The 15054-nt window shown below is 40.0% G+C and carries 6 protein-coding genes; all 6 read left to right on the forward strand.

Annotation, left to right across the window (positions count from 1 at the left end; genetic code table 11):
- Positions 1-42 precede the first annotated feature (42 nt).
- The 6 genes from GYM62_RS14340 to GYM62_RS14365 all read left to right on the forward strand — a co-directional run bounded on the left by GYM62_RS14340 (position 43) and on the right by GYM62_RS14365 (position 14997).
- Complete coding sequence (locus GYM62_RS14340) at positions 43-3033, forward strand: SusC/RagA family TonB-linked outer membrane protein (RefSeq protein WP_219956913.1); 2991 nt, start codon at positions 43-45, stop codon at positions 3031-3033.
- A gap of 19 nt (positions 3034-3052) precedes the next feature.
- Positions 3053-4540 carry a RagB/SusD family nutrient uptake outer membrane protein gene (locus GYM62_RS14345; protein WP_219956914.1) on the forward strand — a complete coding sequence of 496 codons (1488 nt, stop codon included), beginning with the start codon at positions 3053-3055 and terminating at the stop codon, positions 4538-4540.
- 64 nt (positions 4541-4604) lie between these two features.
- Positions 4605-7883, forward strand: a complete 3279-nt coding sequence (locus tag GYM62_RS14350) for a VCBS repeat-containing protein (RefSeq protein ID WP_219956915.1) — start codon at positions 4605-4607, stop codon at positions 7881-7883.
- Positions 7870-8433 carry a hypothetical protein gene (locus GYM62_RS14355; protein ID WP_255590392.1) on the forward strand — a complete coding sequence of 188 codons (564 nt, stop codon included), beginning with the start codon at positions 7870-7872 and terminating at the stop codon, positions 8431-8433. Before GYM62_RS14350 ends, GYM62_RS14355 begins: the two co-directional genes overlap by 14 nt.
- Positions 8430-11732 carry a VCBS repeat-containing protein gene (locus GYM62_RS14360; protein ID WP_219956916.1) on the forward strand — a complete coding sequence of 1101 codons (3303 nt, stop codon included), beginning with the start codon at positions 8430-8432 and terminating at the stop codon, positions 11730-11732. Before GYM62_RS14355 ends, GYM62_RS14360 begins: the two co-directional genes overlap by 4 nt.
- On the forward strand, positions 11719-14997 hold the full coding sequence (locus GYM62_RS14365; RefSeq protein WP_219956917.1) for a VCBS repeat-containing protein: 3279 nt from the start codon (positions 11719-11721) through the stop codon (positions 14995-14997). The genes GYM62_RS14360 and GYM62_RS14365 overlap by 14 nt, the downstream gene beginning before the upstream one ends.
- The last annotated feature ends 57 nt before the right edge of the window (positions 14998-15054 follow it).

Raw genomic sequence — 15054 nt, forward strand, 5'->3', positions numbered from 1 at the left:
AGTACTCATACCTATTTCGCTTTTTTCAAAACAAAAAACCCTATGAGAAATTATTTACAACAACTTAAGTCATTGATGCTGGTGATGGCGCTCGTATTCGGAGCTTCGCTAGCAGCCAATGCCCAAAGTAGAACCATCACAGGAACCGTCCTGGATGCTTCACTTGGAGACCCTGTACCTGGTGCCACTGTACTAGTAAAAGGCACCACCAGAGGCGTGGCGACTGATTTGGATGGAAAGTTTACCCTTGAAATCCAGCCAGGAGACCGTGTTCTGGTAGTATCATTTGTAGGTTATCTCACCAAAGAAGTGGAGATCGGTAACCAAAGCACTTTCACCATTAATTTGGAAGAGGATATCCAGAGCTTGGAAGAGGCAGTTGTAATTGGTTACGGCTCCCAAGACAAAAAGGAAATTACTTCTGCTGTAGTCGGTGTAAAACCTGAGGATTTTAACAGAGGTAACGTAGCAAACCCTACTCAATTACTTCAAGGTAAGGTAGCCGGTCTATCAATCACCCGTGCTGGAGGTAATCCTAACGGTGGCTTTGATATTCGATTGAGAGGTCTATCTACTTTCGGAGCTAACTCCTCTCCATTGATCGTATTGGACGGTGTAATCGGTGCATCTCTTGACAACGTTGACCCGAATGATATTCAGTCTATCGATGTATTGAAAGATGGATCCGCTGCAGCTATTTACGGTGCCAGAGGTTCTTCCGGTGTAATCTTGATTACTACCACTAAAAAAGGTACTAGAGAACCATCTACAACTGTTTCCATCAACTCTTTTGCAACTTTAGATCAGGCTACTAACCTTATCCCAATCCTTTCTCCTGAAGAATTTGTGGCAAGAGGCGGTCAGGATTTTGGTAGCAGAACCGATTGGAGAAAGGAATTGATTGATGATGCACTTTCGTATACCACCAATGCCAGTGTTTCCGGTAGTTTTAATAATACCTCTTACATGGCTTCAGTTAACTACCGTGATAACAACGGTATTGTAAATGGAGTAGGAAACGAAAGATTGAACACTAGAATCAACCTTTCTCAATCAGCAATCAATAATCGATTGAGAATGAATGTGAACTTATCCTTCACAAATGTAGATTCCGAAGATATCAATGGCGCTGCATTCAGATATGCCACTATCTATAACCCTACTGCTCCAATCTTCGAAGACACAGAAGATGCTAATCAGAGATTTGGTGGTTATTTCCAGAGAGATTTGTTTGACTTCTATAACCCAGTTGCTTTAGCAAATCAACAAAAATTTGTGAATGAGATTAAATCTGCTTTGACTTCGTATAGAGCAGAGTTTGATATTCTTCCTAATTTGACTGCTTCGGCTCAGTACTCTCAGGATAGAAGAAATCAATTGATTGGTGGATTTTGGTCTATTCAAGATTTTCAAGTAGGATTAGGAGCTAGAGGTTCAGCACAAAGAATCACGGAAGACAGACAGCAGAAAATCTTTGAATCTACCTTGAGATATGAAACTGAGGTAATGGATGGTTTAAACATGACCTTATTGGGTGGTGTTGCTTTCCAATCAACAAAAAATCAAGGATTTGGAGCAAGAGTTAGACAATATCTGTTTGACCTAGGATGGGATAATTTAGGGGCAGGCGCTATCCGATTAGGTAACAACACAAACCTATATTCCTTTGCTAATCAGGATCAATTGAATTCTGCTTTCGGTAGAGCTAACTTTAATTACAGAAACTTACTATTCCTTTCTGCTTCAGTGAGAGCTGAAACATATTCTGGATTTGGAGCGAATAACCAAACTGGTGTGTTCCCTGCATTCTCTGTAGGTTCTGACTTCACTCAGATTTTTGATATGGGAGTATTCTCTCAGTTCAAACCGAGAGTATCTTATGGTGTAACTGGTAACCTTCCTCCATCTCCAACCTTGGCATTAGGTGTATTCGGAAATGGAAACAGAATTGACTTGGATGGTGACCCATTGACTACAGATGATATCTACGTAGGTATTGTACAAAACTCCAATCCAAACAGATTCTTGAAGTGGGAAACCAAGAAAGAATTCAACGTGGGTGTGGATTATGCGATGTTTGACGGAAAAGTAAATGGTAGTGTAGACTATTATGTTAGAAATATTTCTGACTTGCTATTCAATGTACCGGTTTCCGGTGGTCCAAATATTTTCGATCCAGGAAGATTCAATACAGTTGGAAGTACTTGGGTAAACTTGGCTGATTTGAGAGCTGCAGGTTTTGAATTCGCAATAGGTGTAGCAAGAATTGGAAAAGGAACATTGAAATGGTCTCCGAATTTCAACTTCACCATTTATGACAAAACCACTATCGAGAGCTTATCAGCAGGTGGTCTTGGATTTGACGAATTGAGATTTGCTACTCCAGGTTCTCCTGGTCAGAACAACAACCCTATCATCTACAACAGAGTAGGTCAAACTTTGGGTGACTTCTACGGACCAAGGTTATTGGGTATCAGTGAAGCAGGTGAATACATCCTTTCTACAACTAATCCTGATGAATTCGAAAGACTAGGCAATGGTCTTCCACAGGGTGAATTCGGTTTCGCAAACGGATTTGAATATGGACAGTGGTCATTAAACGTATTCTTAAGAGGTGCTTGGGGACATGACTTGTACAATTCTTACAGAGGTTTCTACGAAAATGCAGATGCTCCATCTAACACTTGGAACTCTGTAATTACGGATAAAACTCCAACAAGTCCATTGATTACCTCAACTCCGACCTTCAACAGTTCGTACATAGAGGATGCAAGCTTTATCAGACTGGATAACATGGAATTAGGATATAATTTCAAAACTAATTCTCCTAATTTGAGTTCTTTCAGAGTGTATTTTGCAGCACAAAATCTATTTACAATAACCAATTATTCTGGTATTGACCCTGAAGTAAGAGTAAGAGACTTGGAAAATGATGATCCATTTACAACTTCTTTGTCACCTGGAATTGAGAGAAGAAACACATACTTCCAAACCAGATCTTTCACTTTGGGTCTTAGTTTAAACTTTAAGTAATCAATCAAACAACAGAGATATGTTAAAATCAATTAGTAAAACCTTTCTGTTGATTCCGGTAGTATTCCTACTGGGATCCTGTTGGGAACTGGAGCAGGAGGTACTTGACGGTATTACTCCTGAGGATGTGGCGAATAGTAATAACCCAGCCTTGATTGACGTTTTGAAAGCTTCTGCCTACTCCCGTATTGTGGGTAGCTGGGGTGGACACAACAGTATCTGGTCTATTTACGAGGTATCATCTGACGAAATGGCAATTCCTCAAAAAGGAGCTGACTGGGAAGATGGTGGATTATGGTTAAGAATGCACAGACATACTTGGCAGCCATCTGATGAGGCTTTCAATAACTCTTGGGCTTATTGCTACACTGCAATTGGTGAAATCAACAACCTAATTGTGGCTTACAGGGATGTAGAAGCTTTGACAGCTGAATTAAGAGTATTAAGAGCTTTGATTTATTCTTGGTTGATCGACAGCTTTGGAAATGTTCCTATCGTTACTGAAGATGACTTGGAAGGAAACCCTTCTAATAACACGCGTCAAGAAGTATTTGACTTCATCGAGCGTTCAGTTTTGGAAAACGTAGACTTACTTCCTAAGTCCGATACGAAGACAACCTTGAACTATTACAGTGCTCATGCTATCCTTGCGAAGTTATACTTGAATGCACAGGTTTATACCGGAACTGCAAGATGGGCTGATGCTAAAGCTGCAGCAGATGTGGTTATTTCAGGTCCTTACTCTTTGTCAGCTAATTTCTTCAGCAACTTTGCTACAAGAAATGGCGGATCTACTGAGAACATCTTGACTTTGCCATACGATGAGAACAATGCACAAGGATTCAACCTTGTTCAAATGACTTTGCACTATTTGAGTCAGAATACTTACAATTTGCAGGAGCAGCCATGGAATGGATATGCATCTTTGGAAGAATTCTATAATTCTTTTGATGATAATGATGTAAGAAAGAACTCCTTCATTGTAGGCCCTCAATTCGCTGCTGATGGCACTCGTTTGAATGATATCTCAGCGGAAGCAAATGACCCTGATGGTCCTCCATTGACCTTTACTCCTGAGATCAACATGTTGGCTCCAAATGCATTCAGACAAGCTGGTGCGAGAGTAGGTAAATTTGAGTTTGCTTCGGGTGCTGCTTCAAGCTTGAACAATGATTATCCATTGTTCAGATTGGCTGATATGTACTTGACCAAAGCAGAAGCAGCTTTCCGTTTGGGACAAACTTCTGAGGCTCTGACTGCCCTAAATATGGTTAGAACAAGATCAGGTATGCCTGCATTCACTACCGTGACTTTGGATACTATCTTTGAAGAAAGAGGAAGAGAAATGTTTGCTGAAGCTTCCAGAAGAACTGATCAGATCAGGTTCGGAAAGTGGAATCAGCCATGGTGGGAGAAAGGACAATCTCAGCCTTTCAGAGCACTATTCCCTATTCCATTGCAGCAAATCAATGCTAACCCTAACCTGACTCAGAACCCAGGTTATTAATTAAAAAATAATATCTAATTGAAAGGAAGTGTACATTTGTGCACTTCCTTTTTTTTACAAAATCATGAAGTACAGTAAAAGCATACTGCCTCTTTTAATGATCATTTTGCTTTCTTCCTGCAAAAAGGAAGAAGCACAGGAAAAGCAACTTTTTAAACTTATTTCAGCAGAAGAAAGTGGGATTGATTTCAGAAACGATCTCACCTATAATGAAAAATATAACCCTTATACATTCAGGAATTTTTATAACGGTGCTGGTGTAGCCCTTGGAGACATCAACAATGATGGACTATTGGATATTTTTATTGCCGGAAATCAAACCTCTAATCGCCTCTATTTAAATAAAGGCAACTTTAAATTTGAAGACATTACAGATCAAGCAGGCTTAAATTCTTCTGGAGTTTGGTCTACCGGAGTCAGTATGGCAGATATCAATAATGATGGACTATTGGATATCTATGTTTGCAAATCCGGCCCTCCCGGAGGAGAAAAGAGATACAATGAATTATTCATCAATCAGGGAAACCTAACATTCAAAGAAGAGTCAAAAGCCTATAGAATTGCCGAAGAAGGTCTGTCCCAGCATGCGGTATTTTTTGACATGGATAAAGACGGAGATCTTGATATGTACCTACTTAGTAATTCTGGAAGATCTGTTGGTCTTTTTGATTTAAGAGAAGGCCAAAGAGAAATCAGGGATCCAGAAGGTGGGAATAAATTATTCAGGAATGACGGAGCATTTTTTACAGATATCAGTGAAGCAGCAGGAATCTTTGGAAGTAGTATAGGCTATGGTCTTGGAGTAACTGTAGCAGACTTAAATGAAGATACTTGGCCTGATTTGTATGTGTCTAATGACTTTTTTGAAAGAGATTATCTCTACCTCAATAATCAAGACGGAACTTTCAGAGAAGTGCTTCCCGAATTGATCCCGGAAATTTCTATGGGATCCATGGGTGCAGATATTGCTGACCTGGATAATGATGCAAGGCCTGACATATTTGTAACAGAAATGCTTCCTGAAGACTGGAATCGGGTAAAAACAAAAACCCCATTTGAAGATTGGGATAAATTCCATGCAAACCTCAAAGCAGGGTATCACAGACAGTTCACCCGAAATACCCTTCAAAAGAACCTAGGTCAAAACCCCAATACAGGAGCACCCATGTTTACTGAGGTTTCTCGAATGACTGGTATGCATGCCACAGATTGGAGCTGGGGAGCATTGATTTTTGATGCAGATTTAGATGGTCTGAATGATGTTTTTGTGGCCAATGGAATCGTAAAGGACCTTACTGATTTTGACTTTGTGGATTTTTATGTCAATAAGCAATCAGATATTAGCCAATTTAAAAAAGACTCAGTTTTGATCACCAAAATGATTGATGAGTTTCCTTCCACCCCACTACAAAATTATTGGTTTAAAAACCTTGGCAATTGGTCATTTGAAAACAAAGCCATGGAAGTAGGCCTCAATCAATTAACCTTTAGTACAGGAGCTGCCTATGGAGATTTGGATAATGATGGTGATCTGGACTTAGTTGTCAATAACCTCAATGATTTCTTGGGAGTCTACAAAAATCAAAGCATTGAAAATCAACTCGGCAATTATCTCGCCATTGATTTGAAAAATGCTTTTGGCGCTACCGTAGAGCTTTATATGGAAGGTCAGACTTTGTATAAAGAATATCAGCCTGTCAAAGGCTACATGTCATCGGTAGACCCTAGAGTTCATTTTGGTATTGGACAAAACAAAACTGTAGATAGTCTGATAATCGCATGGCCAGATGGTAGCCGGAGTATCCAGAAAAATATTGCTGCAAATCAGGTAATCAATCCTCAAAAAAATCAAACTCAGACTCCGACTGAAAAGAGTTCTAAGCAAACGCCACTCATATTAGCTTCCAACCCTATCCCCTTTAGACATCAGGAAAGTCAGTTTATTGATTTTGACCTGGACAGATTGCGTTTTTGGTCTATCAGCAATGAGGGCCCCAAAGCTGCTGTCGGAGATCTAAATCAAGACGGAAGAGATGATATTTTCCTTCCAGGCGCAAAAGGGCAGGCAAGTCAACTCTTTTATCAACAGCCAAACGGAAGCTTTCAAACTGCCTTAGAGGGCTTATTTGAGCAAGACAGTCTTTCTGAAGATGTGGATGCTTTAATTTTTGATGCTAATAACGATCAACTTCCCGATCTGTTAATTGCCAGCGGTGGCATTGAGTTTGGAATGGGGAATCCACTCTATCAAAATAGGTTGTATATCAATCAAGGAAATGGCAAATTCCTTAAGTCCCAGCAATTATTTGATCCTGTACCTAGCTCATTTATTCTGGCAACTGATATTGATCAAGATGGAGATTTAGACTTAGTCATTGGTGACAGAGAGCAGCCTTTTGCTTACGGAATTCCAACTGGATTTAACACATGGCTAAATGATGGTAAAGGGAATTTCACCAAAGTAGCAACTTCCCAAGAGTTCAAAGAAGGAATGCTGACATCAGGAAGCTTTGCTGACTTGGATGGTGACGGTCAGCTAGAACTTATTATTGCCGGAGAATGGGCTCCTATTCGCATTTTTTCCATCAAAAGTGGGCAATTCTATGAAAGAACAGAGGAATTCGGTTTTTCACAGACGAGGGGATTGTGGAACACGCTTCTGGTAAGGGATTTAAACGGAGACGGAAGGCCGGATATATTAGCGGGTAATTTGGGTTTAAATACCCGATTCAAACCTCCGACTGGCAGCAAGCTGAGAATGTATGTCAATGATTTTGATCAAAATGGAAGTTTAGATCAAATTCTCTGTTTTTATGACGGAAATAGGGCAATGCCTTTAGTAATGAAGAACACCTTACTCAAGCAGATTCCTTCTTTGAGAAAGCAATTGACCACTTATGCAGCTTACCAAAATAAGTCAATGGAGGAACTTTTCCCTGCCCAAATTCTTTCAAAATCCCTAAATTTGGAAGTCGATATCTTGCAAACCTCCCTGTGGATCAACGATGGAAATGGGAAGTTTAAACTCCAGGAATTACCTGTTGAAGTTCAGCAAGGCCCCATTTACACCAGCCTTTTCTTTCATGATTCAAAAAGCAATGATTTCCTCATCTTAGCAGGAAATCAAAGTCGGAATAAGCCGGAAATGGGATCCAATTTGGGAAGCTATGGTTGGTTACTAAACCATACAAAAAGCGACACTTGGAAGGTTTCCCTCCCGGAAGAAAGCGGATTGGTTCTTCCCGGAGAAAGCAGGGATCTTCATAAAATAATAATCAATAACAAACCCTATTTAATAGCAGTAAGAAATAATGATGAACCGATTCTTTTTGAGATTCGCTAAGGCAATTTTAATAGTTACTACGCTTGGTGCCTGCAAATCTGAGTACCAAAAAATTGAAGATAGGGAATTGAGCTCCGGTAAAGAAGCTAATGAGCTATTCTTGGGATTGGAATTGGGAATGGATAAAAAGGAGTTCTTCGAAACATGTTGGGACCTCAATAAACAAGGAGTTTTAACCAATGGCCCTACTGAATTATCTGTAGAATATCAGGCTGAAATGCCCTCAGGCAATCCTGCCAAAATGCGCTTTTACCCAAGATTTGAAGAAAATAAAATTTATATGATGCCCATGGAGTTCACCTATGAATCTTGGGCTCTTTGGAATGAAGAGTTAAGCGTAGAAAAACTCAGGGATGACGTTATCGCCTTATTAGAAACCTGGTATGGGGATGGCTTTTTTGAGGTTTCCAATGAGGATAAATCATTGATCGCATTTGTCAAAATTGACGGAAACCGAAGAATCCGTGTTTTCAAAAAATCTATTTCCTCAGTTCGAGTAGAAATAGTGGATTTGCCTATCCAAAAACAACTAGAAGCTAACCCATCATGAAAAACAATATAATAGGCTTTTGTGCACTCATTCTTTTGTTTTCCTGCGGAAAAGAAGAGGCTAAAACTCCAAGTCTCTTTGAACAAATATCTTCGGAAGAATCTGGGGTAACCTTCAGTAATGACCTTTCCTTTGATGAAAAGTTCAACATTTTCACCTACCGAAATTACTATAATGGAGGTGGAGTTGCCTTGGGAGACATTAATAATGATGGGTTGTTAGATATCTACTTCACGGGAAATCTAACAGACAATAAGTTGTACCTCAACAAAGGCAATTTTCAATTTGAGGATATTACTGAAAAAGCTGGCGTTAAAGGTAACCGGGCTTGGAGTACCGGAGTGGCTATGGCCGATGTAAACGGAGATGGATATTTAGACATTTATGTTTGTAACTCGGGAGATATTTCCGGAGATAACAAGCAAAATGAGTTATTCATTAATCAGGGTGATGGCACTTTTTTAGAAATGGCTGAACAATACGGTTTGGCTGACCAGGGATTTTCAACCCATGCTGTATTTTTTGACTATGATAGAGATGGAGACCTGGATGTTTATCTTCTAAATAACAGCTATCAGGCAATTGGAAGCTTCAACAAAATGCAGAATAAGCGTCCTGAACGAGACCCTGTAGGTGGAGATAAATTATTCAGAAACGATGGTGGGAAATTTACGGACGTAAGCGAGGAGGCTGGGATTTATGGATCAGTAATTGGATTTGGGTTAGGAATCACCATCGGAGATGTGAACCAAGACGGCTGGCCAGACATCTTTATTTCCAATGATTTTTTTGAAAAGGACTATTTATATATCAACAATCAAGACGGCACTTTCACAGAATCTTTGGAGTCTGCTATGAGATCTATTTCTGCAGCTTCCATGGGTGCAGATATTGCGGATATCAATGGAGATGGACTGTTAGATATTTTCGTCACAGACATGCTTCCGGAGCCTATGGATAGATTGAAGCAAGTGACCACTTTTGAAAACTGGGACAGATTTCAATTCAACAAGAATTACGGCTATCATTATCAATTTTCAAGGAATATGCTTCATATCAATAATGGGGACGGCACTTTCAGTGAAATGGGCAGAATGGCCAATGTAGAAGCCACAGATTGGAGCTGGGGAGCTTTAATTTTTGATATGGACAATGATGGCTTGAGAGATTTATTCGTAGCCAACGGCATCTATCAGGATATTACTGATTTGGACTATTTGAACTTTATCGATGATGAGGAGACCAAAGTAAAAATCATCACCCAAGAAGGAGTGGATTACAAAGCCCTTATTGATCCTATTCCAGTCAATCCAGTACCCAATTATGCATTCAAAAATTTGGGAGACCTTCAGTTTAAAAACAAAGCTCAGGAATGGGGATTGGGAGAAGCTATTCACTCAAATGGCTCTGCCTATGGAGATTTAGACAATGACGGAACTTTGGACTTGGTCATCAATAATGTAAATAAGCCTGCTCAGATTTTTAAAAATCTCAGTAAAACTCAATTACCCGAAAATCATTTCATCCAATTCCAATTGATCGGAAAAGGCATGAACACACAGGCAATTGGAACCCAAATCTTGGCAATTGCAGGTGATCAAAAGTTTTACTTAGAACAAATGCCAAACCGGGGATTTCAGTCCTCAGTGGACCCTAAATTGACTTTGGGTCTAGGCAAAATCACAAGTCTTGATCAAATCTATATCACATGGCCTGATGGAAAAGTAAGTTTATTGGAAAATCAATCAGTAGACCAATTATTACAGTTGAAATGGGAAGATGCTCAAGCAGGAATTGAGGTGCCTAGCTCGAAAGGAATCAAGCCTTTGTTTAGCAAGGAAGAGCAGCCCCTAATTGATTTCCAGCATCAGGAAAATACTTTTGTTGACTTTGACAGAGACCGATTACTGTATCATATGTTCTCTACCGAAGGTCCTGCTTTTGCCAAAGCGGATGTCAATGGAGATGGTATAGAAGACCTATATTTCGGAGGATCGAAAGGGTTTAGCGCCAAGTTGTATCTTGGTTCTAGCTCTGGGAAATACTCCTTATCAAGACAAGCTGCATTTGAAGCTGACTCCACTGCAGAAGACTCCGACGCTTTATTCTTCGATGCCAATGGGAATGGTTTTCTGGACTTATTGGTGACTTCAGGCGGAAATGAATTTCCACTCAATGCACCTGATCTTGCGGACAGGCTTTACATTAATGACGGGAAAGGAAATTTCAGCAAAAGCGTCCAAACTGGCTTCCAAACGATAAGAGGAGTAAGCTCATCTGTTCAGTCCATAGATATCAATGAAGACGGAGCTTTGGACCTTATTATCACCGAAAGGTTAGTTCCTTTTGTCTATGGTGCACCGGCAAGCAGTCATATTTGGATTAATGATGGGAAAGGGAATTTCACTGAACAGAGCCAAGATTTTGCTCCGGGATTTCAGGAAATAGGAATGATCACCGACGCAGCAGTAGTGGATTTGGACCAAGACGGAAAAGAAGATTTGGTACTTGTCGGTGACTGGACTGAACCTATTTTTTTCAAAAACACCGGAAAAAAATTGGAAAGGATGGAGCTTCCCAAACTAGCGAAATTAAAAGGCTGGTACAGATCTGTAGAAGTTGCAGATTTGGACGGAAATGGTTTTCCAGATTTGATTCTAGGGAATCAGGGACTTAATACCCGGTTCAAGGCAAAATCCGATAGCCCTATTCGGATGTATTTAAATGACTTTGACCAAAACGGATCTATAGAGCAAATATTCACTGCTACTCAAGGGGATATTCAGGTGCCATTTACGCTGAAACATGAACTGGAAAAACAAATCCCGACTATCAAAAAGAAGTACATGAGGTACTCGAATTACAATAATCAATCCTTAGATCAGATTTTCGATCCCGCTATTATTTCCAAATCCATTGTCAATGAATTAACTCATTTAGAGTCGGGGGTATTAATGAATCGAGATGGAGCACAGTTTGAATGGGTTTCTTTCCCAAGAATGGCTCAGAGATCCTGGGTGTTTGCAAGCGAGACAATAGACATCAATCAAGATGGAATAATAGATTTGATTTTGGGAGGAAATTTAAGTGGAGTAAAACCGGAAATCGGCAAATCAGACGCCAGTTTCGGTGAGGTGTTGATAGGAAATGGAGATGGAACTTTTCGTTACCTTCCTAACGCTCAACATCAACTCAAGCTTTCCGGTGAAATCAGGGCAATCAGCCGATTAAATGATCAAAAACTCCTAATTGTAAAAAATAACAGTGCTGCAGAAATCTGGAAATATGACAATTACTAAATTTTGGAGATTTACAGGCTGCATCCTGGCTATCACATTGCTTTCCTGCAAAAAAGAGGAGAAAAAAGAGAAACTCTTTGAGTTACTTTCGGCTCAGGAAACGGGGATTGATTTTCAAAATAATCTTACCTCAAGCCCCGAGATAAATATTTTAGAATATCTCTATTTCTACAATGGAGGCGGGGTAGCCGCGGGGGATATCAATAATGATGGACTGGTTGATTTGGTTTTTACTGGCAATCAAGTTCCCAATCGCCTCTTCCTCAACAAAGGCAACTTCCAGTTTGAAGATATAACTGAATCGTCGGGGATATATGAAGAAGGCAGCTGGTCCAATGGCGCCACTTTTGCAGATATTAATGGAGATGGCCTGCTTGATTTATATATCAGTCAAGTTGGAGATTACAAAGGGATACAGGGTAAAAACAAACTTTATATCAACCAGGGCGATCTGACTTTTATTGAGCTTGGCGAGCAATATGGAGTAGATTTCAAAGGTTTCGGTACCCATGCCGTCTTTTTTGATTACGACAGAGATGGAGATTTGGACCTTTATCTGTTAAATCATGGAGTGAAATCACCCGAGGTTTTCGCAAAGTCAGAAAACAGGGTAATAGCTGATGAAGGAGGAGACAAGTTATTAAAAAACCTCGCATCTGAAGGCCAAAGAGGCTTTATAGATGTAACTGAAGAAGCCGGGATCTACTCCAGTGTTTTGGGTTTTGGACTAGGAGTAAGTATAGAAGATTTCAATCAGGATGGCTGGTTGGACATTTATGTTTCCAATGATTTCACTGAGAATGATTACCTCTATATCAACCAGCAGGACGGAACATTTTTAGAGAGTCTTCAAAGTATTATTTCTAATACGTCCCGATATTCAATGGGAAATGATGCTGCTGATATTGACGGAGACGGGTATCCGGATATTTTCACCACAGATATGCTTCCTGAAGATCCGGAAATTTGGATGAAATCTGTTGGAGAGGATAAAGCAGAAGTTTACTCCATCAAAAAGCAGTTCAATTATGGGGATCAATACGTAAGAAATCACCTGCAACTCAATACAGGCAAAGGAGAGTTTAGTGAAGTAGCCTTATATGCGGAAGTTTTTGCTTCTGATTGGAGTTGGTCTCCCTTGATATTCGATATGGATAACGACGGGCTGATGGATATTCATGTCACCAATGGAATTGTCAAGAGGCCTAATGATTTGGATTTCATCCAATACTCTCAAGAGGCAGATCCAAATCTGAAAATGGATGAGCTTAGGAAGCGGCAAATTGAAATGTTACCTTCTGTCCAGCTCCCGAATTATACTTTTCATAATCAAGGTAATTTAAAATTTAAGGCTAAAGCAAAAGAATTTGGTTTGGATCAGGCCTCCTATTCCAATGGAAGCACCTATGCTGACTTGGATAATGATGGAGACTTGGATTTGATCGTCAACAACCTTAATCAACCTGCATTTATCTACCGCAACAAGTCTGAAAGTCTCGGCCATAATTACGTCAGTGTAGAATTAAAAAGTGCTGGAAATAATCCATTTGCGATCGGAGCTGAGGTTAAGGTTATTACTCCTGAAAAAAAATATCGGCAACTTTTAAGCACTTCTAGGGGATTCCAATCAGGAACTTCTACGAATTTAATCTTTGGATTAGGCAAGGTGGACAAAATTGATGCTATCCAGGTTAGATGGCCGGATGGAACTTTTGAGCAATTCGAAGGCCTCTCTATCAATCAGAAGCACTTATTAATCAAAGGAGGAGGAAAAGAATTTATTCCTGAGGGGAGAATATCTGAAGCCGCCAACTCTGACTTTTCTATCTCCTGGTATCATCAGGAGAAAAATGAACTGGACGAAACCAAAAGAGAGTACCTAATCCCTAGAAGTTTTGCAGCTGAAGGTCCTGCATCTGCTAGCGCTGATATCAACGGAGATGGACTTACAGATATTTTTCTGGGAGGAGCCAAAGATCAGGCAGGTGCATTTTTCCTACAAAAGGAAGATGGAGGCTTTGAACCCATAGAAAGTAAGTCATTTTCCCAGCTTGCCAAAGCCGAGGATGTGGTAGCCGCTTTTGAAGACTTTAATGGAGACGGATATTTGGATTTATATGTAGGAAGTGGGGGGAATGAATACGAAGCTGATAACCTCTTTCTCTTTGATCGCATACTTTACGGGAATGGAAAAGGAAATTTTGCCTTCTTTCCCAATGCACTTCCTCCAATTGGACAAAATACCTCCTCACTGGCCATTCATGATGTCAATGGAGATGGCTTTCCCGATATTTTTGTCGGCGCATCGGTTCTAACCGGAGATTATGGAGCGAGTCCATACAGCTATCTTTTGATCAACAACGGTCGCGGTCAATTCCGTGACCAAACTCAAGAATGGTTTGGTGCAGGCAAAGATTTGGGAATGATTCAGGATGCTACTTGGAGTGATTTGGATGGAGATGGAGCCAAAGAGTTGATCCTGTCAGGAGATTGGCAAGCCATTCGGGTTTTCAAGAATAAGGGCAACAAATTGGACGAGATTTTTTCAGGTGGTTTAGAAAAGTCTACTGGATGGGTCAATGAGATAATGGTGGAAGATATCAACGGAGATGGTCTCAAGGATATATTGGTGGGCAACCTTGGACTTAATTCCAAGCTAAAAGCAAGTCATGAAAAGCCAGTTGTTTTTTATCATCATGATTTTGATGGAAATGGTCAAGCAGATCCATTGATATTTCATTATATGGGAGAGAAATTAGTTCCTTTTGCTACGAGGGATGATTTGATCAAGCAAATTCCCGGAGTGAAAAGAATGCATTCTTCCTATCAAGAATATGCTAAGATTTCCAAGCCAGAAGATCTTTTTGGGAAAGATATAATTGGAAAACTTAGCCCTAAATATGCCTATGAGTTTAGATCCGGGGTTTATTTTCAAAAAGAAGATGGGACGTTTGAGTTTGAAGCCTTTCCATGGCAAGCACAACTTAGCCCCATCAAAGACATGAAATGGAATGCTGCAACTCAAACACTTTGGATAGTTGGAAATGATTCAGGATTCAGAGTAGATCTTGGGAAAAACACCTCCAGTTCCAATTTAAAATTACAATGGACAAAGGAAGGGTGGAAAGTAATCAAAGAGGAAAACAAGGTTCCCTCTCAAGCCGAACTGAGAAGAATAGAGCAAATCAAATCCCTGAGCAACAGCTACATTATCGGAATCAGCAATAATGGCCCGGTATATTTTCTAGGTAATTCTGAAAATTGACAAAAATCATTTGAGAGAGCTGAATTTTAACATACTTTTGGCTTCACCCTAGCGGAG

It is taken from the genome of Algoriphagus sp. NBT04N3 (assembly GCF_019443765.1).
Lineage (GTDB): Bacteria > Bacteroidota > Bacteroidia > Cytophagales > Cyclobacteriaceae > Algoriphagus > Algoriphagus ornithinivorans.